Source organism: Pseudomonas sp. 22490, from assembly GCF_052044465.1.
Lineage (GTDB): Bacteria > Pseudomonadota > Gammaproteobacteria > Pseudomonadales > Pseudomonadaceae > Pseudomonas > Pseudomonas aeruginosa.
This window is the reverse complement of record NZ_JBQENS010000027.1, coordinates 32,345-51,811: the sequence shown is the minus strand read 5'-3', so window position 1 is coordinate 51,811 and position 19,467 is coordinate 32,345. Positions and strand designations below refer to the sequence as shown.

Sequence of the window (19,467 nt, the reverse complement as noted above, 5' to 3'; positions counted from 1 at the left end):
GTCAGTTCCTCCGCGTTGCGCCCACGACCCCATCCGTGCGCTCGATACGCACCACGTCGCCCCCATCGCTTCCTTTGCCGCCCAGGCGCAACTCCGCCGCGCCGAACAGCCGGTCGACGATGTAGTACGGCGAACGGAAACGGTAGTTCACCAGTTGCCCGTCACCCTGCGCGCCGATCACGAATAGCGGCGGCAGCTCGCCCTGCGCGATGCTCGGCGGGAACTGGATATAGACCTTCTCGCCGTCATCGAAGGCGCGCAGCGGCTTCCATGGCGGCGTGCTGCCGCTGATGGCGTAGCGGAAGCGAATCTTGTCCAGCGACAGGCCGGTATCCACCGGCGCCGTCGCCTGCGCGGCCTGGGCCTGGCGTTGCAGGGCCAGCATCCGATCCTTCGGGTATTCCCACGACACAGAAGCCATCCAGGCGCGTTCGGTCGAGGTCAGCTCGATCAGGTAGGTGCGGCGGCTGGTGGTGATGACCAGATTGGTCTTGAGACCTGAGCGGATCGGCTTGACCAGCACGCTGACGTGCAGCGCATCGCCCGTGCCGCTGGAGGTGTCACCAACAATCCAGCGCACCGTATCGCCAGCGGCCACCGTCACCAGCTCCTCGCCGGGTTGCAGAGAAATCACCGTCACCCGTCCCGGCGCCGCATAGACCTGATACAGCGCGCCATCGGTGAAGGGCCAGACCTGGATGGCGTTGACGTAGCCTTCACGCGTGGGCGCGATGCGCGCCTCGGCATTGGCACGCGATACCCGGAGCTTTTCGTCTGCGGGTTCCGGTGCAGCCTTGGCCTCAATGCTCTCGGGCAGAGGTTTCATCTGCGCTGGCATCGGCAGCACCTTCGGCACCTCGACCACTTCAACCGGCTTGGGCGGTTCGGGCAGCGGCTGGGCCTGTACCGGCTCATCGAGTGAGATGGTCGGCGGCGGCGCACCCTTCGTGGCGCAGCCCTGCAACGACAATGCAGATGCTGCAAGCATCAACACAAAAGCGTAAAAACGGAAAGGCTGGTTCATGGCTTGGCTCCTTCGGCAGCATCGAGTTCGCGGCTCCACGACAGACCGTTGACGTAGATGCCCAATGGGTTCTTGCGCAACCGCTGCTCGGTGCGCGGGGTTTGCAGGACGGTGGAAATCACAGCGTTCCAGCGCTCGGTGCCAGCCGGCGCACCGTTGACGAAGCGCTGCTCGGTCCAGCGCACGTTGAAAGACGCATCGCTGGCACGCACGACGCTGGTGATCTGCACCGTGACCGACTCCTTGCCGACGCGCGCGAACGGGTCATGGGTACGCGCGTACTCGTTGAGCACACCCGCACCCCGGTCGGTGGTGTAGTCGTAGGCATCGAGCCAGTTCTGCCGCACGACGATGGGATCGATGGACAGCGAACGAACCAGCACGACGAAGTGCGCCAAGTGGTAGGCGATCTGCGCATCGTTGGGCCGGTACGGCGTGGCGGCCTCGCCAACCGTCCGAACCTGACCAGCCTGATCCACTTCCACCACGTAGGGCGTGACGATGGACTGCGCCGAGCGCCAGACCAGGCCGCCCGCCATCAGCAACGCGAGCACTAGGCAGCCGAAGGCCATCAGCCGCCAGTTCTTGGCCTGCACGCGGGCCGAGCCAATGCGCTCGTCCCACACCTGGGCGGCCGATTGGTAGGGCGTGGCAGGCTGAGGCGTATCGGCATAGCGCACCTGCGGTCGTTTGAATCGCATGGTTTGTTCTCCTTATGAGTTGGAATCGTTCAAGCTCGGGCCGCTGCTTGAACCACCACCGTCACCCCCGCGCAACGTGTGAGCGGCTGTGGAAGCGGCATGACTGATCTGCTGGCGGCGGTGCAGGCGCTTGGCCCAGGCGGGTTGCGCCTGTTGCTGCGGGTCGGCAGCAGTGGAATTGGCTTCGTTGGTGGTGGATTGGCCTGATGCGGCGGCGGCGCCAGATGCCGGCCCCGCCTCGTCGGAGCGGAAGGCGGATGCCACTCGCTCCTTCATCGAGCGCATGCCATCTGCAGCCTTCTGGCCAACAGCCTGCGCGCCGGTCTTGGCGACGTTGCCCAAGCCTGCGGCAGCGCCCTTGATACCACCGCCTGCCGCTGCGGAACCCGCTTGATAAGCCGAGCGCGCGCTGCCCGCGGTCGAGGCCGCGGCACGCGCACCACTGGCGGCCATCTTGGCGGCGGCAGGAGCCATGCGCGCCCCAGCCGCCACCGCGCTACCCACGCCGGTTGCGGCAGCACCGACCGCGGCGGCGGTACCGGCTGCGCCCATCGCTGCACCCGCCATTGCACCCGCGCCAAGCTGCGGCGCACCGGACACCAGACCGGTGGCGATACCGGGGCCGAAGATGCCGAGTGCCAGCATGGCGAGCGAAGCCAGCATCACCACCAACGCATGGTCGATGGACGGCTCACTGGGCGAGACCTGGAATTCGGCGAACAGCCCCGTGCCAATGCCAACGATCACCGCCAGCACCAGCACCTTGATGCCCGAGGACACCACGTTTCCGAGCACTTTTTCGGCGAGGAAGGCGGTTTTGTTCCAGAGTGCGAACGGCACCAGCACGAAGCCGGCGAGCGTGGTCAGCTTGAATTCAATCAGCGTGACGAAGAGCTGCACCGCCAGCACGAAGAAGCTGATGATGACGATCAACCAGGCGAGGAACATCACCACGATGGGCGCGATGTTGATGAACACCTCCGGGAACCCGGCCATCTCGCTGATCTGTTGCAGGATGGGCGCCGCCGCGTCAATGCCGGTCTTGGCGAGGCGCCCCGGTTGCAGGAAGGTCGCCATGGTCAACGTCGAACCGGAAGCCGTCAGGCCAAGGCCGGCAAAGGACCGGAATACGATGCTCGCCAGCCAGTTGAAGTTGCCGATGATGTAGGCGAAGGCGCCGACGTAGAGCACCTTGCGCAGGAGCTTGGCCATCACGTCTTCGCCCTGGCCGGTGGCATGGCCCAGCGCCCAATAGAGCCCGGCCAGGGTCATGTCGATGGCTACCAGCGTCGCGGTCAGGAACGCGACTTCACCGTGCAGCAGACCGAACCCCGAATCGATGTACGTGGAGAAGACGTTGAGGAAGCGGTCGATGACGGAGACGTCGTTCATGGCCGTGCCCGTCAGTTGCCGTAGAAGTTCACGGACTGCGGCGTGTACGCCGTGCCGTTTCCGATGAAGCGGCGCGTCACCTCGCGTCCGCGTTCGACGGCGGCGGCTTGCCGCGCCAGTTCCAGCGAGGCTGCGCGGCCCTGCGTGAGCTGAAGTTGCTGGGTCTGGATGGACTGCTTGGCTTGCAGGGCCAGAAGCTGATTGGTGGCCTGCATGGCCTGCAAGGCACCTGTGGCCGACTGGCTCTGATCGACCAGATCGGCCAGCACACCCTCATCCTGATTCAGGTTCTGCGACACCTGCGCCTGCATGCGCATGGCGGTCTGCAAGCCTTGAAGCGTGTTCTGCCAGCGCTGGTGCGCATCCTGGAACATTTGGTTGCCGCTCACCGTGGCGGCGTATTGCTCCGGGTAGAGTTGTGCGAACTGCTGGTCCATGTTCTGGATATCGAAGGCCAGCCCACGCGCCTGGGTGATCAGTTGCCGCGTCGTATCGAGGTTGCTCCGCAGGCGATTGACCACGTTGAACGGAAGGCTTGCGAGGTTCCTGGCCTCGTTCATCAAGGACTGCGCCTCGTTCTGGAGCTGTCGGATCTGGTTGTTGATCTGCTCCAGCGTGTGCGCGGCAGTCAGGATGTTTTGGGCCAGATTCGTGGGGTCGATGACGACCCATTGCGCTTGTGCGACCGGTATGACACCGATCAAGGCAGCGGCAGCGACGGCAAGAAGACGTTTTTTCATGGTGAAACCTCCAGAGGTTGGGAAGCAAGGAAGGACGCGGCAGAGGGAGCGGACGGCAACAGGTCTGCCGCCCAATCGAGGCCGCGATGGCGCAGCCAGATGCCGGCAAAGCCCGGAGTTCCGGCATCGCGCAGCACGTTGTCGATCGCGCGTTGGTCTTGGGGCGTCGATGCGCCCGCAAAGGCGAGCGTGACCGGCCCGAGGTCCAAGTCGAACAGACGGTTGCCCAGACGCGACTGGTAGTAATAGTCGCGCTTGGGCTGGGCGGTGGCGATGATCTCGATCTGGCGGGCATTCAGCCCGAAGTCCTCATAGATGGTGCGAATCTGCGGCTCGGTGGCCTGCGGGTTGGGCAGGAAGATGCGACTGGCGCAGCTCTCGATGATCGCGGGCGCGATGGTCGAATCCTTGATGTCGGCCAGCGACTGCGTGGCGAAGATGACGCTGACGTTCTTCTTGCGCAGCGTCTTGAGCCACTGGCGAATGCGCGCCGCGAACACCGGGTCGTCGAGGAACAGCCAGGCCTCATCGAGAATCAGCAGCGTCGGCGCGCCGTCGAAACGCTCATCGAAGCGCGCGAAGAGATAGCCCAGCACGGCCAGCACCGCAGCCTTGCTGTGCATCAGTTCCTCCATCTCGAAACACTGCACGTCGCCCGCGCCCAGTCTGTCGCTGTCGGCATCCAGCAGCTTGCCGTGGGCGCCGCCGAGCACGTAGGGCGCGAGCGCCTGGCGCAATGCGTTGGATTGGAGCAGCACGGAGAACCCGGTCAGCGTGCGCTGCTCGACGGGTGCGCCGGCGAGGCTGTTGAGCGCCGACCAGATCGCCACCTTCTCTTCGGGGCCAATGGCCACGCCCTCGTGCCGGAACCGGCCTTCGATCCACTCAGCCGCCCAGGTGCGATAGCCCTCGCGGTCGATGCGCGCCAGCGGCTGGAAAGCAATCGCACCGTCAGCACCGAGGTCGTAGTGCTCGCCACCCAGGCCCAAGATGGTGGCGCGCATCGAGCGCCCCATGTCGAAGGCGAAGATGCGCGAGCCGGAATAGCGGCGGAACTGCATGACCAGCGTGGCGAGCAGGACCGACTTGCCCATGCCGGTCGGGCCGGCCACCAGCGTGTGCCCCACGTCGCCGATGTGCGTCACCAGCCGGAACGGCGTCGCGCCCTCGGTGCGGGTAACGATCAGCGGCGGGCCGTCGAGGTGGTCGTTCTTCTCCGGCCCGGCCCACACCGCCGACACTGGCATCAAATGCGCGAGGTTCAGCGTCGAGACGATGGGCTGGCGTACATTGGCGTAGGCATTGCCCGGCACCGACGACAGCCAGGCCTCCACAGCATTCAGGGTCTCCGGGATCGTCACGAACCCACGCCCCTGGATGACACGCTCCACCTGGCGCAGCTTCTCATCGGCCACGTCGCCGTCGGCATCGAATACCGTCACGGTCGCGGTGACATAGCCGAAGGCAACTTGATCGCTGCCCAGCTCCTGCAAAGCCGCATCGGCGTCGCCGGCCTTGTTGCTGGCATCGGTATCGACCAACGGGCTTTCCTGCTGGAAGATGGTTTCGCGTAGCAGTGCGAGGACGTTCTTGCGCTTGGCGAACCACTGCCGACGCAAGCGGCCCAGCTCCTTTTCGGCCTCGGCCTTGTCCATGCAGAGGAAGCGCGTGCTCCAGCGGTAGGCGAAACCGAGCCGGTTGAGGTCGTCCAGAATCCCCGGCCAGGTCGAGATCGGAAAGCCGCGCACGGTCGCCACGCGCAGGTGCTGGTCGCCCAGCATGGGTGCGAGGCCGCCGACCAGCGGCGCATCGGCCAGTAGCGCGTCAAGATGGAACGGCACTTCCGGCACACCGATTCGATAGCGCCGCGTCGAGACGGTCGCATGCAGGTAGGTCAGCGTCTGGCTGTCGTCGAGCCAGGCGATCTCCGGCATCACACCGTCGAGCAAGTCGTAGATGCGGTCGGTTTCCGCGACGAAGGCCGACAGGCGTTCGCGCCAGTCCACGCCTTGCGTGGGGGTGTTCTCGTAGAGCAGCTTGGCCGCACGTGCACGCGATTCTTCCGGCGGCAGGTATTGCAAGGTCAGGTGGTAGACGCTCTCGAAGTGGCTACCCGATTCCTCGAAGGTTGCACGTCGCTCCTCGTCCACCAGCCAGGACAGCGGCTCCGGGAAATCTGAGTGCGGATAGTCTGCGGCAGGTCGGCGTTCGGCTTCGATGAACAGCGCCCAGCCGCTGCCAAGCCGGCGCAGTGCGTTGTTCAGCCGCGCGGTGGTGGCGATCAGCTCGCCCTGCGTGGCGCTGTCCAGGTCAGGCCCGCGAAAGCGCGCTGTGCGCTGAAAGCCACCATCCTTGTTGAGCACCGCACCCGGTGCGACCAGACCGGCCCAAGGCAGCCAATCGGCAAGCAAGGCCGGGCGCTGGCGGTATTCGGAGAGGTTCAGCATGGCATGGTCCTCACACGTCCAGCAGCGGTTTGTGCTTCAGGTGCATGGCAAACACCTGCATGAACTGCGGATCGACGCGCGCCCCCCACATCGCCAGCGAGTGGCCGACGATCCAGAGCACCAACCCCGGAATCCACAGTTGAAGCCCTAAGCCCACGGCGGCGGCCAGCGTGCCGTTGGCGATCGCCACGGTGCGCGGTGCACCGCCCAACAAGATGGGCTCGGTGAGCGATCGATGCAGGGGAATCTCGAAGCCCGGCAGGTCGTTGGCCGTGCTCATATGACGGCCCCACCGGAGAAGCTGAAGAACGACAGGAAGAACGAAGATGCGGCGAACGCGATGGACAGACCGAACACGATCTGAATCAGCTTGCGAAAGCCTCCTGACGTGTCGCCGAAGGCCAGCGCCAGGCCCGTCGAAATGATGATGATGACGGCGATGATGCGGGCGACCGGCCCCTGGATGGAGTCGAGGATGGATTGCAGCGGCCCTTCCCAGGGCATCGAGGAACCGGCCGCCTTCGCGGTGCCAGCCATCATCAGCATCGCAGCGGCCAACAACAGGCCGCTATGCGCCGGCTCGGCCAGGCGCCGCAGGCGTGCAAGATGGGAAACCGGATTTACGGAAAAGCGGAAAGTATGGGCGTGCGTCATGGCAGTTCTCCAGAGTGGTTGAGGGACGGGGAAGGAACAGAGGAAGAAAGCGGTAGCAGCTCTGGAAACGGCGTTTCCAGTACGTCGGCCAGCCGATAGCCCGCGCCGTCGAAGCCGGCGACACGGGCGATGGTTTCGATGCGGCGCTTGCGGCCACGGCCGACGATGAATACGACGACATTCACCGCCTCAGCGATCAGGGCACGCGGCGGATTCACAGCGACTTCGAGGATCAATTGCTCCAGGCGCAGCAGCGCGCCCAGCGCGGAGCCGGCGTGGATTGTGGCGATGCCGCCAGGGTGGCCGGTGCCCCACACCTTGATGAGATCCAGGGCCTCGCCGCCTCGCACCTCGCCAACGACCACGCGGTCGGGGCGCAGGCGCATCGTGGCGCGCACCAGCTCGGTCATGGAGACGACGCCCGCGCGCGTGCGCAGCGGCACATGGTCGCGGGCGGCACATTGCAGCTCGATGGTGTCTTCGAGCACCAGCACGCGATCACCCGTGGCGGCGATCTCAGCGAGCAAGGCGTTTGCCAGCGTGGTCTTGCCAGTGCTGGTGCCGCCGGCGATCAGGATGTTCTGCCGCTCACGCACTGCGCGGCGCAGGAAATCGGCTTGCGCGGCGGACAGGATGCCGTCGGCGACGTAGCGATCCAGGCCGATGATGTTCACGGCCCGCTTGCGCAGCGCAAAGGCAGGCCCCGGTGCGGCGGGCGGCAGGATGCCCTCGAAGCGTTCGCCGGTCTCAGGCAGTTCTGCGGTCAAGAGCGGCTGGCCGCGATGGACCTCCGCGCCGACGTGCGCGGCGACCAGGCGGATGATGCGTTCGCCATCCGCTTCGGACAGCTCAACGCCCAGCGGTGCACGGCCGGAGGACAGGCGATCCACCCACAGCGACCGGTCGGGGTTGAGCATGATTTCCACCACGTCTGGGTCTTCCAGCGCGGCGGCGATCACTGGCCCCATGGCCGTGCGCAGCATGCGGATGCGCCGGTCGAGCGAGGTCGTGGCGAAGGACTCGGGTTGTGCGCTCATGAGGCACGCTCCTGGGCTTCGGCCAACGCTGCCGCTTCGTCCAGCCGTGCAGTGTCGGGTTGAAGTTCCTCCACCACGTCACGCACCAGGCTGCGCCCACGCAACAGGTGACGGCCGAGTTGTTCGACGAACTGCTCGAAGCGGGCCTTGCCCTGGGCGCGCGCGGCCTCTTGGTGGGCTTCGGGCACTGGCGTGCTGACAGTGAGGAAATAGCGAACGAACAGCGCCAGTGTCTCGATCTCGATGTTCTGGTCGCGCTCCAGCCGCTCGAACTGGCGAGATAGGCGGTCGAGCCGCTTGGCAATCGCCGCCTCGCGCTGGTCGCCGGCGTCCGGTGACAACCAGGACGCCAGTGCCGCCGCGACGATGGACGACTTGGACACGCCTTTCTTGGCGGCCAGTTCGTCCAGGCGCTTGGCGTGTTCGGGCGGGATGAACAGGTTGAGGCGGTATTGGCTCATAGCTGGATTCCGTCGTCGGGGTCGAGGGAAGCCAGCCGGGCCGTGCGCTGCATGGCCGGATCGAGCTGGCGGGGGAATGAGGCAAAGGCAGGCAGCGGCAAGTCGTCGTCATCGAGCAGCGCCAGGTCATTGGCGGGTGACTCTTGTTCGGGGCTGTACTCGGCGACCTCGGATAGCTCTGGCTGACGGCGCGGACCGCCGTCATCGGCAGTGCCTGTGTCGTTGCCGGTCAGGCCCACGGCAGCGGGCGCGGCGGGTACGGCGGGAATCACCAACCCGCTCCAGTCGTTGGGCCGAACCGGTGGCGCATCCAAGTAACGCCCGGCCGCAAGAACTGGCGGCGGCAGCACACGCCGCTTGAAATTGACGTCCGTGTAGTAGCGCAGTTTCTTGGCCTTGATCGGCGCCACGCTGGACACCATCACCACGGCCTCTTCAGGTGGGAGCTGCATCACTTCGCCGGGGGTGAGCAGCGGGCGCGCTGTTTCCTGGCGCGACACCATGAGATGCCCCAGCCACGGGGCCAGCCGATGGCCGGCATAGTTGCGCTGTGCGCGCAGCTCGGTAGCCGTGCCCAGCGTCTCGGAGATGCGCTTGGCGGTGCGTTCGTCGTTGGTGGCGAACGTCACGCGCACATGGCAGTTATCGAGAATCGAATGGTTCTGGCCGTAGGCTTTGTCGATCTGGTTGAGCGACTGTGCGATCAGGAAGCTGCGAATGCCGTAGCCGGCCATGAACGCCAAGGCCGTCTCGAAGAAATCGAGTCGGCCCAGCGCGGGAAACTCGTCGAGCATCAGCAGCAGCTTGTGGTGGCGAGCGATGCCGTCCGAGCCATCAAGCGATTCGGTGAGCCGCCGACCAATCTGGTTGAGGATCAAGCGCACCAGCGGTTTCGTGCGGCTGATGTCCGACGGCGGCACTACCAGATACAGCGACACCGGATGCGCGGACGAAATCAGGTCGGCGATGCGCCAGTCACAGCGAGAGGTGACTTCGGCCACCGTGGGATCGCGGTACAGGCCGAGGAAGGACATGGCCGTGGACAGCACGCCCGAGCGCTCGTTGTCGCTCTTGTTGAGCACTTCGCGCGCGGCTGACGCGACGACGGGATGTGGGGCGTCGCCCAGATGCCGAGTCGTCATCATCCGGTGCAACGTCAATTCGAAAGGACACGCCGGATCGGATAGGAAATTGGCCACGCCGCGCAGCGTCTTGTCTTCGCCGGCATAGAGCACGTGCAGAATGGCGCCGACCAGCAGCGCGTGCGAAGTCTTTTCCCAATGGTTGCGGCGTTCCAGCGCGCCTTCAGGATCGACCAGGATGTCGGCGATGTTCTGCACATCACGCACTTCATGCGCGCCGCGCCGAACCTCTAGCAGTGGGTTGTAGGCGGCCGACTTGGGATCTGTGGGGTTGAACAGCAGGCAGTGCGAGAAGCGCGAGCGCCAGCCCGCGGTGATAGTCCAGTTCTCGCCCTTGATGTCGTGGACGACGGCGGACGCAGGCCAGGACAGAAGTGTCGGCACCACGAGACCAACACCCTTTCCTGAGCGAGTCGGTGCGAAGGTCAGGACGTGTTCCGGTCCCTCATGCCGCAGGTACTGCCCGTCATGCAGGCCGAGAAAAACGCCGGCCGACTGATCCAGACCGGCTTTGCGAATATCGCTGGCATCAGCCCAACGCGCCGACCCATAGGTCGTGACCAGCTTCGATTGCCGCGAACGCCAGACCGACATGCCGATGGCAACCAGTACGGCAACCAGGCCGCTGGCGCCGGCAATCGCTCCGCCGATGTCGAAGACATGCGGCGCATAGGCATCGAAGAAGAACCACCACTCGAATAGGCGCCAGGGGTGATAAACCGGCGTGCCGAAGAAATCGAACCAAGGCGAGCCCAGGCGTAGTTGGTAGCCCAGGGCGGCGGCTGTCCATTGTGTGGCACTCCACACACCGGCGATTACGATGCTGAATACAGCAACGATCTGCCCGAACAGCACACCTTGACCTTGCATTCTGGCCTCCGATTTCTCCCATGTGGCAAGTGGCACGAAGACGTGCCGTTGTCATCAGGATCGGGGGCAGAACAACGCCGGTCAAAGACCGTTATCGGGACAAAGATGCCTTAAAAAGCATCAATTCATGTAGGGGCGAAACCAGTAAAAATGCCGCAAGCAAGAGCGCATTGCGGCATGGCGAGCAAATAAATGCAGTTTTGTGGTGAGCCGCCCCAAAATCAGAACTTGGGTTGTTCCTTCGGTGGTGTGTAGGGCGTTTTTCCATCGCCGAGAAAACGCCGATTCGTCGCTTCGGCCACTCGGTTGCAGAGTTCGTCGCCGAGCTTTTGGCGGTCAGTCTTGCACTGCTGGCGCAGTCCCTTCAATCGCTCCGGATTGGCCGCGAGCGAATCGACTGTTTCGGTCGGGCTGGACGGGCTGGTCGTCGCAGTCGGTTCGGGTTTTCCGCAGGCCACCAATGTCGCGGCAAGTAGAAGTGGGATGAACTTCTTCATGACTCGATTTCCTCCGATGGATCAGATTTCGTTCGTGCCGCAGAGGTTTTCCCTCTTGGGGGATCAATGGCGAATACTCGCTCGATGAAACGAGTCAACGCATCAGATGGCTCGCTGTCTATGCGCAACAGATACGTTGTAAGCATGTGTGAACGGCCTGCCAGTGGCCGGGCGACGACACTTGGTTCACGGCTGGAGGCAATCTGCGACGCACCCGCTAAACCCAGCGCGAAACCCGCCGACACCAGAGTCATCATCAGTTCGAACGACGCTACCCGCTCCGCGACCAGCGGCTCCAGACTCGATTGGCGCAAAGCGCGATCAATTTGGCGAGCATGTCCTTCGTATGCCTGCAAATCGCAGAGAGCCAAGGGATAGCGCAGCATCTCGTCCAAAGGTATGCGCTTGTGGGCGAGCAAGGGGTGACGTGCGGGCACTGCCACCATCAACGGATCGTGCCAGAGGGGCTCCACAATGAGTCCCTCGTCAACCTCCTCTGACTGAGCAAACCCTAAGTCATACAGATCGTCGTTCAACCCCTTGATCTGTTGTGATAAAGGCACCTCGGAGAGACGAATCTCAATTTCAGGCTCTTCCTGCCGACATAGTGCCAAGAGTGCGGAGAAGCACGATGGGGTGATGCCGTCAGACAAAGCAACTCGCAACTGCCCATGAAAACCATTGGCCGCAGCTTTCACGCTATCGCGTGCCTGTTGCATTGCTGCAAAAACTCGCGGGACATGTTCCAAGAACAGTAATCCCGCGCGCGTTAAGCGAGTGCTGCGCGTTGTGCGTACAAACAACTGCGCCCCCAGATCTTCCTCTAGTTCCTTAATTGCACGAGACAAGGGTGATTGTTCAATATGCAACCGTTCAGCCGCCCGCGCGAAATGAAGCTCTTCAGCGACCGCTAGGAAGCAACGAAGGTGTCGAATTTCCATAGTCCTCCTGGGCGGGATCCATCAAAGGACTCCTGGCATCACATTGATCGAGACCTGGGCATTCGCTCAGACCACCAGGACGACCGAGCCGCTGGTCTTGCCGGCCTCCAGATCACGGTGGGCCTGCTGGACATCTTTCAGTGCGTACTTCGTGGTCTTTGCGGGCTTGACCACGCCGGACGCGATGGCGTCGAACAAAACGTTGGCACCACCCACCAGCTCCTCACGCTTAGCGGTGTAGTGCGCGATCGACGGACGCGTCACGGACAAAGAGCCACGCGAACCCAGCTCTGCCAGATCGATCGGCGGCGTCGGGCCCGACACGGTCCCGAAGCTGACCAGCGTGCCGCGCGGACGCAGGCATTGCAGCGACTGGGCAATCGTGACTTTACCGATGGAGTCGTACACCACCGAAACGCCTGCACCGTTGGTGATCTCTTTGACCCGCTGGACCACGTCTTCGGTCTTGTAAAGAATGGGGTGGTCGCAGCCATTGGCCTTGGCGTAAGCAGCTTTGTCTTCGCCACCCACGGTACCGATGACGGTTGCCCCGAGGTGCTTGAGCCACTGACAGGCAATCGATCCGATGCCGCCCGCCGCTGCGTGGAACAGAACGACGTCACCCTGCTTGACCGGGTAGCAGCGACGGATCAGGTACTCCACCGTCAGGCCCTTGAAGGTGAGGCTGGCGGCCACGTCATCGGACACCCCTGCAGGCAGCTTCAAGGCACGCGCGGCGGGAACCAGGCGCTCTTCGGCATACGCACCGGGAGGGCCACCGGCGTACACGATCCGGTCACCCACCTTGAACTCGTCAGCGCCAGCACCCACGGCGACAACCACGCCGGCGGCCTCAACGCCCATGCCGCTGGGCAACGACAGGGGATACGCGCCGGTACGCTGGTAAACGTCGATGTAGTTGACGCCGATCACGGTGTGACGCACACGCAGCTCGCCGGGACCCGGCTCGGCCACTTTGACGTCTTCCCAGGTCAGGACCTCGGCACCGCCTACTTGATGGAATCGAATGGTTTGGGGCATTTTTTCTCCTAAGTTGAGTGGTTCAGCCGAAGACCAGAATCGGCCGCGACGGGTTGACTATTTCCGAATCCATGCGCACAGAAAAGGCCAAGCACGCCCATGCGCTGTGCATTGATCGAAATACGGGTTTTCCATAGGACGCCTATTTAACGACCAACTCGCGGCATGGCAAGACGCCAGAACATGCAGTCATGGACGTGGCTCCGCGAGCACATCAATACGAACGAAATTCCAAGCATGCCGCGGAGGATGAATGTGGATTGCTTACGTTAAGGCAGTGCTTGGTTACTTCGAAACGTAGGCCGTCGCTTCGAGAATTACCTTTGCCACCTCAGATGGTTGGGACAGGTGCGGCGCATGACTTGCTTGCAAAGTGGTAACCCGCGCCGAGATCTTCTTTGCCATCGCCGTCTGCAAAGCTGGTTGAAGCATGTAGTCTTGCTCACTCACCACATACCAAGACGGCTTCGTCTTCCATGCGGCTACGGTAACTTTCTCCTCGAAGTTCTTTCCGCGAGTAGGAGTTTGTGTGGCGAACATCACTTTGGTTTGCTCCGCCGAAACGTCCTGCGCAAGATGTTTTTGCACCCCTTCAAGGCTCAAGGTCAAGAACCCATCTTTGTCTGACACGATATGGCTGAAGCCTGACGGAGTCGGATAGTCCTTGGACAAGTCCACGACCGACTGCTCTTCAGACGGAGCGAAGGCGGCAATGTAGACCAGCGCTTTGACGTTCTCCTGCTGGCCTGCCTCGGTAACGGGAACTCCACCCCACGAATGTCCCACAAGAACGACGGGGCCTGTCTGCATATCCAGAACGCGTCGGGTAGCCGTAACGTCGTCAGCCAGCGAACTCAGCGGGTTCTGCACAGCTACAACCTTCAGTCCCTCTTCTTGGAGTAGTGAAATGACTTGCTTCCAGGTCGAACCGTCGGCGAACGCCCCATGCACCAGAACCACTGTAGGTTTCTCAACCTCAGCCGCGGCGAGGGGTGTGGTGGTCGAGACCGCCGTGATGCTTCCTGTTTTTGAGTTCGATTGCATGGGATTTCCTTTCAAATTGAGCTGGCGGAAGCCGAAGAGTAGTACTGCTTGTCATACTGTATCTTTGAAACCAAAATGCTACAATAGCCACATTTTTTCAACACTAGAAAACAGAAGTTTCTAATGGATAGACTGGCATGCATGAAGGTTTTTGTTAAAGCTGTTGAGGCGGGCTCTATCTCTTCGGCAGCGGACGAGCTGAACTTGTCGTCGCAGTTGGCGGGGAAACAAATACGCGCGCTTGAAGATGGGCTCGGCATTAAGCTGCTGAATAGAACGACGCGCAGGCAAAGCCTTACAGACAGCGGGCAACTTTTTTACGAGCGTGCGAAAAATATCCTCGCTGAGATGGAAGCTGCCGAAGCGTTGATGGCGGAAACCAGGTCAGAGCCGCGGGGAAGACTTCGTATCAGTGCACCGATAACATTTGGAAGTCACGGGCTTGCGCCGGAGATTCCAGAATACTTGAGACAGCATTCTGAGGTTTCCGTTGATCTCAGCCTTACCAATCACACCGTCGATTTGGTTGAGGAAGGTTTCGACGTTGTCTTCCGCACAGGGGACCTCCCCGACAGCAGCTTGATTGCGAGACGCCTTGCCTCATATCGCTTGGCGCTCTGCGCTGCGGCCAGCTATATGAAACTCGCGGAACCGTTGCAAACTCCTTTGGATCTGCTCAAACATGAATGCCTCGTTTTTTCTCACACCTCGCTACGCACCCAGTGGTCATTTGATGGTCCAGAGGGGCAAGTAACTGTGCCTATAAATGGGCGTTTCTATACCAACAGTGGGGAAGCGCTTCGTGCTGCCGCCGTTGCAGGTATGGGCATACTTCTGCAGCCCTATGAACTTGTGGCAGACGAGATAGAGGCGGGACGCCTAATACGGCTTCTGCCAGAGTACGAACCACCGGCTCGATCACTGCACGTGCTTTATGCATCGGACAGACGGATGACACCGAAACTACGAAGCTTCTTGGATTTTGCCGTCAAGAAGTTCAGCGACAAGCGATTCGAATCCTGAGTGCAAGGTCCCAAAAGTGTCAAAGCACTCTTGGTTTTAGCCAACGGCCCACGGATGAGTCCAATTTCCCACGACACGCCGCAGCCCCGCACTGGCGCGGCGAGTTGCTGCCCCGGTCGCTGCTTGATCTTCCACTGACATCATTGGCCCAGGAAAAGTCAGCACGATAGGCGCCCTTGACCACACGGTCGGCACGATCCTTGTGGACGCCTGCGAGGCCCCGATCTGCGCCCACGGCATGCGCGTGGCCAGCACGGCCAGCGCATGTCGATCATCGTCTCCAGGCGCGCGCGGAAGAAGTTGTCGGCGGCCATCAGCGGTGGTCTCCAAATTCCCGGAACTTGCGCGTCATTGCAACGGAAATCGGGAGTTCGGGCTATCGGCGATCATCCACAAAGCTAGTGCTCATGCGTGTTCGCGGGGTTATGCAGGCCCAACTAAGTAGCTTCACTCGATGGGGGCTTCAATCGCTCGAATCTGCATCTGCTCAACAGCCAACTGCGACTGCGACGCAAGTTCGCCCGCAGCAGCAGAGATTAATCCCAAGTCCACCCCCACAATCCATTGATTTGATCCATTTTGTTTCTATTGATGAAACAATGTCGGCATTTAATCATATTTATTTCATGTATACGATTACCTAGTCTGCTCGACATCATCAATCGCTGGCTTCGGTCAGCTCAATTCAAAGGAAATCTGATGCAATCCATTGCAAAGAACGCAATTGCTGCTGTAGCCCTTGGCGCTGCGGCCCTGACATCCACTGCGGCAAGCGCTGCCGACGCGGTCCCACAGAAGCCGACCGTCGTGCTCGTACACGGCGCGTTCTCGGATGGCTCCACCTGGAGCAAGGTCATTCCGCTCCTCCAGGCCAAGGGCTTGAAAGTGGTGACCGCCCAGAATCCTCTGACTTCGTTGGCTGACGACGTGGCCGCCACGCGCCGTGTTCTCAACAGGGAAACTGGTCCGGTGGTCCTGGTTGGTTGGTCCTATGGTGGAGTCGTCATCACCGAGGCAGGGCAACGGGACAACGTGAAGGCACTGGTCTATGTCGCGGCCTACGCCCCTTCCGAGAACCAGTCGATTGTCGACCTGAACAAGGACTACCCGACGCCTCCCGGCCTTACCCACCTCGCTGCGGACAAAGAGGGCTTCCTTACCCTCACGGAGGAGGGCGTGACCAAGTACCTGGCTCAGGACGTGCCGGCGGCGCAGACCAAGGTGATCGCCGCCACGCAGCATCTCACCCAGGGGCAGAATTTCGCAGACAAGGTGTCCGTCGCTGCATGGAAGAGCAAGCCCTCCTGGTACATCGTCAGCGAGCAAGACCAGCTGCTCCAGCCTGATCTCCAGCGTGCCCTGGCCAAGAAGATTCAAGCTACCACCGTAACTCTGCCGACCAGCCATGCCCCGCACTTGTCGCGACCTGATGACGTGGCTGCGGTGATCATCGCTGCGGCGGCAGCCGTTTCCCCGTAATCCGTCGGGCTTGTACAGAAAGCCTGTAGGAGTGATGCCTTTAGTCCTCAGGGTCGTGGACGCCCCTGAGGCCAGCGTCAATATGCCTTCGATACGGGCGAAAGTTTCGGCGGCATCAGCGAAGCTCATCCACCCGCGGCGTTTATCAATTTTGAGCCTGACAGCGATGGCTACCCGACTTCGGGCTCCGGAACCGGCTTGGCACCTTCAGGCAGCGGTAGGAATTGGGGCGCGGCCGATGGGGTCTGGGCTAGTGCTGCAACCGGCAGCAACATCAGCGCGGCAGTAACTGAAAGGGCTGCACGCACAGTCGGAACAAATGACATTTAGGCTTCTCCTTAATCAAGTAACCGGCCTCACAACAACATGAGGCCTTTGGTTTTTCACATGTTAGTGACGCGCGAACGATTCCGGAAGCGACAAAAATGAACACCCCCTCTTCATCAACAGATGCAGATCTAGGGAAACGCTTCACGAATCTCGATCACCTGTTCCAGTCTGACCTCGCGAGTCTGCAGAACGTCGTGAGCAAGTTGCGGAAGGCTTTACTGGACTTGGAGGCCTAGTAGTTTCGGCTGCACTTGCGTTACAGCGATATTTGCTAACCTATAGATGGACCTCGGGAATATCCAATCTCCCAAGATGCTCCGCCGCCGCGCACTGTCGCGGCAACTTGCTGCCCCAGCCGCTGCTCGATCACCGGCTTCCACGGAACCAGACTGAATCCCATGCCGTCATCGAGCATCGCATAGCGCCCGCTGGCGAGCATGACGCTGCGCCGATAGATGCCGGCCACCCGCTGCCCATCGGCCACCGGACGATGCTCCAGCCCAGTTTCGGCGGCGATGTCCTGCGCGGCTTTCGTCAACTCGTGTCCGCGCAGCGTTGTCAATAGATTGCGCGCCAGAACTACCCGTTGCCCATGTCGCTCAGCCAGCCCTTGCTCGATCAGGAAGTCAGTGCGTTGGCGCAGCGCGTCCTTGATCTCGGCACCAAAACCCAGGTCGCCCAGCCCTTTGCCGCCGCCGATCAACTGCTGGTCGAGCCATGTGGCTCCGATCACACGCGCCTGTCGCTCGATCGGCAGATGCGATTTCAATTCCACCGCCACCCCACCGCCGAGCCGCTGGGCGTCGTACTGTCGGCCTCGCTCGGCAAGGTCATCAGGCACGCGCCAAACACCTTCGGCTTCACGCTGCACGATGCCGGCGCGGCGAAGAGCTTCGAGCCGACGCACATGGGCGGCCACCACTTCGCGCGGGTCGCGGTTGGTCGTGCTCTGTCCCTGCGCGACGGCCAGGTGATGATCGGTGCGGTACACACCATCGACGGCCAGCTCGGCGATGTTCCGGTCGGCCGCACGCAAATCGGCCGAACCCTTTACCTCCAATACGGCGCCGGTCGGATACTGTTCCAGCTCCGAGCGCGGCGGCAGCGCAACGTAGTGCGCCTTGCCATCGATCCCGTCAATGACCAGATAGCCCTTGTCGTACAGCTCGTCGGCCAGTCCTTTGCCAACCACACGGCCCACGATGACACGGCCATCATCGCTGGGCTGAAACACGGCCAGCTCACGCTGCCGGCCACTCATGGCCCGCTGCATGGTGCGGATGATGTCGCCGCGTTCGCCGATCGCCCGCAATGTGGATTCGGCGTCAGCGTGGATGGCCCAGGTGCCAGGCTTCTGCTCGGTCGCTAGGCCCATGCGCTGCAAGTGCTGCAAACGACCAATCAGCATTTGCCGCTGGCGTTGCAACCGGGGTTCGGCCAGCGTCTCCGGTCGCACCAAACTGTCCACGGCTTCGCGTTGCAAGGTGCGATCCAAGCCCGTCCACCGTTCCTGATCGACTTCTCGCTGCATGGTGCGCTGGATATCCAGTTCGGTACGTGGCCCCAGCCATTCGGTCGCCAGTTCCGTCGCCCGGTGACGCATCCCCTCGGCGATGTAATCGCGGGAGATGATGAGGTCTTTGCCGGTGTCGTCCTTGCCGCGCAGCACGACGTGCGTATGTGGGTTGTTGGTGTTCCAGTGATCCACCGCCACCCAGTCCAGCCGCGTGCCCAGGTCGGCCTCCATGCGCGCCATCAGATGCCGGGTGTAGGTACGCAGGTCGTCGAGTTGTTCAGCGTCTTCCGGCGAGATGATGAAGCGGAACTGGTGCCGATCCCCGCGCCCTCGTTCCTCGAAGGTGGCGGTGTCCGCTGCATCGGTTGTCGGGCCGTAGGCATGGCCTGGCCCGCCTTGGCGATCGACTCCCTCGCGCTCGATGTAGCGTAGGTGCGCGGCGGTCGAACGCGGCCCGGCCTTGGACAGATTGACCAGCCGAGCCTTGATCGTCACGCGACGGGCGTTGGGCGTGAGCGAGGTCCCGGCGAAGCGCGCCGCGACGTGCCCGCGCCCCAGCCGGGAGCCGGGCCGATGGCCGACTTTGCCGACCGTCTTGCCGAGTTTGGCACCGGCCTTGTTGGTCTGGCGCATCACCTTGTTGATGAAGGCGTCGCTACGCTGTTTCGGCGTGCCGGGGCGGACGCGGAAGCGGTCGTCATCGTTGCGAGTCATTGGGCAGCTCCATCCAAGATCGGCGCAGTCCAGCGGACCAAGCACGCGCTTTCACCAATGCCGACGTGGCATTGAGCACTCTCGCGGCACGCTGCTGCCTCTTGGCGCGTGCCGCGCCACCCCCACGTGCAGACAGGGTTTTCAAGCGGCTGAGTGCCGCGACCTTTTATCTTGCCTTCCGCCTTTGCCTGTCGCTTCCGCTCCAGGCGTCGGCGGCCCGGCGGCGCTGCGCTGCTTGCCGCCCGCCCGCCGGGGAACGTGACCACGGCCATTGGCCGGGCACGTTCAAGGCAAGACGCCTGCACGTGGGAAGGCCGCACCGGATGTTGCGCGTCGTGCGGCGCACGATACGCAGGATCGGCGTCTGCATTGCACATGCAACGACACGGCGACAACCAGCAAAAGAACACGCCG

At 62.4% G+C, this 19,467-nt stretch carries 17 protein-coding genes; 2 read left to right on the top strand and 15 right to left on the bottom strand.

From position 1 onward, the window contains the following. Nucleotide 1 precedes the first annotated feature (1 nt). The 14 genes from trbG to ACTJJX_RS25525 all read right to left on the bottom strand — a co-directional run bounded on the left by trbG (nt 2) and on the right by ACTJJX_RS25525 (nt 13,991). On the bottom strand, nt 2–1,024 hold the full coding sequence (gene trbG / locus ACTJJX_RS25590; protein ID WP_047748474.1) for a P-type conjugative transfer protein TrbG: 1,023 nt from the start codon (nt 1,022–1,024) through the stop codon (nt 2–4). Continuing rightward, nucleotides 1,021–1,725: a conjugal transfer protein TrbF gene (gene trbF / locus ACTJJX_RS25585; protein WP_047748475.1), complete on the bottom strand. Its 705-nt coding sequence runs from the start codon at nt 1,723–1,725 to the stop codon at nt 1,021–1,023. Before trbF ends, trbG begins: the two co-directional genes overlap by 4 nt. Nucleotides 1,726–1,737: 12 nt before the next feature. Beyond that, nucleotides 1,738–3,117 (bottom strand): P-type conjugative transfer protein TrbL, encoded by a 1,380-nt coding sequence (trbL, locus tag ACTJJX_RS25580; RefSeq protein WP_087824445.1) that lies wholly within the window; start codon nt 3,115–3,117, stop codon nt 1,738–1,740. 11 nt (nt 3,118–3,128) lie between these two features. Continuing rightward, on the bottom strand, nt 3,129–3,857 hold the full coding sequence (trbJ, locus tag ACTJJX_RS25575; RefSeq protein WP_047748477.1) for a P-type conjugative transfer protein TrbJ: 729 nt from the start codon (nt 3,855–3,857) through the stop codon (nt 3,129–3,131). Continuing rightward, entirely contained in the window at nt 3,854–6,304 is a 2,451-nt protein-coding gene (trbE, locus tag ACTJJX_RS25570; protein WP_047748478.1) for a conjugal transfer protein TrbE, read from the bottom strand. The genes trbJ and trbE overlap by 4 nt, the downstream gene beginning before the upstream one ends. A gap of 10 nt (nt 6,305–6,314) precedes the next feature. Further along, nucleotides 6,315–6,584: a VirB3 family type IV secretion system protein gene (locus ACTJJX_RS25565; RefSeq protein ID WP_047748479.1), complete on the bottom strand. Its 270-nt coding sequence runs from the start codon at nt 6,582–6,584 to the stop codon at nt 6,315–6,317. Next, nucleotides 6,581–6,958, bottom strand: a complete 378-nt coding sequence (locus ACTJJX_RS25560; protein ID WP_047748480.1) for a TrbC/VirB2 family protein — start codon at nt 6,956–6,958, stop codon at nt 6,581–6,583. Before ACTJJX_RS25560 ends, ACTJJX_RS25565 begins: the two co-directional genes overlap by 4 nt. Continuing rightward, nucleotides 6,955–7,995, bottom strand: coding sequence for a P-type conjugative transfer ATPase TrbB (gene trbB, locus ACTJJX_RS25555; protein ID WP_047748481.1), 1,041 nt, complete (start codon nt 7,993–7,995; stop codon nt 6,955–6,957). Before trbB ends, ACTJJX_RS25560 begins: the two co-directional genes overlap by 4 nt. Then, nucleotides 7,992–8,456 carry a ribbon-helix-helix protein, CopG family gene (locus ACTJJX_RS25550; protein ID WP_047748482.1) on the bottom strand — a complete coding sequence of 155 codons (465 nt, stop codon included), beginning with the start codon at nt 8,454–8,456 and terminating at the stop codon, nt 7,992–7,994. The genes trbB and ACTJJX_RS25550 overlap by 4 nt, the downstream gene beginning before the upstream one ends. After that, the gene (locus tag ACTJJX_RS25545; RefSeq protein ID WP_047748483.1) at nt 8,453–10,468 is read right to left on the bottom strand and encodes a conjugal transfer protein TraG; all 2,016 of its coding nucleotides are present in this window, start codon (nt 10,466–10,468) and stop codon (nt 8,453–8,455) included. The genes ACTJJX_RS25550 and ACTJJX_RS25545 overlap by 4 nt, the downstream gene beginning before the upstream one ends. A 221-nt stretch (nt 10,469–10,689) precedes the next feature. Continuing rightward, nucleotides 10,690–10,965 (bottom strand): EexN family lipoprotein, encoded by a 276-nt coding sequence (locus ACTJJX_RS25540; protein WP_047748484.1) that lies wholly within the window; start codon nt 10,963–10,965, stop codon nt 10,690–10,692. Beyond that, entirely contained in the window at nt 10,962–11,906 is a 945-nt protein-coding gene (locus ACTJJX_RS25535; protein ID WP_047748485.1) for a LysR family transcriptional regulator, read from the bottom strand. Before ACTJJX_RS25535 ends, ACTJJX_RS25540 begins: the two co-directional genes overlap by 4 nt. A 66-nt stretch (nt 11,907–11,972) precedes the next feature. Continuing rightward, a complete protein-coding gene (locus ACTJJX_RS25530) occupies nt 11,973–12,947 on the bottom strand; it encodes a quinone oxidoreductase family protein (RefSeq protein WP_047748486.1) in 975 nt (324 codons plus the stop codon). A 285-nt stretch (nt 12,948–13,232) separates the two neighbouring features. Then, complete coding sequence (locus ACTJJX_RS25525; protein ID WP_047748487.1) at nt 13,233–13,991, bottom strand: alpha/beta fold hydrolase; 759 nt, start codon at nt 13,989–13,991, stop codon at nt 13,233–13,235. Nucleotides 13,992–14,114: 123 nt separating this feature from the next. Here ACTJJX_RS25525 and ACTJJX_RS25520 point away from each other — a divergent pair, with 123 nt between their 5' ends. Both ACTJJX_RS25520 and ACTJJX_RS25515 read left to right on the top strand, forming a co-directional pair. After that, entirely contained in the window at nt 14,115–15,014 is a 900-nt protein-coding gene (locus tag ACTJJX_RS25520; RefSeq protein ID WP_047748488.1) for a LysR family transcriptional regulator, read from the top strand. A gap of 699 nt (nt 15,015–15,713) precedes the next feature. After that, a complete protein-coding gene (locus tag ACTJJX_RS25515; protein ID WP_047748489.1) occupies nt 15,714–16,493 on the top strand; it encodes an alpha/beta fold hydrolase in 780 nt (259 codons plus the stop codon). Nucleotides 16,494–17,094: 601 nt separating this feature from the next. On the opposite strand, the gene ACTJJX_RS25510 is transcribed toward ACTJJX_RS25515, so the two are convergent. Beyond that, nucleotides 17,095–19,053, bottom strand: coding sequence for a relaxase/mobilization nuclease and DUF3363 domain-containing protein (locus tag ACTJJX_RS25510; protein ID WP_047748490.1), 1,959 nt, complete (start codon nt 19,051–19,053; stop codon nt 17,095–17,097). Nucleotides 19,054–19,467 lie beyond the last annotated feature (414 nt).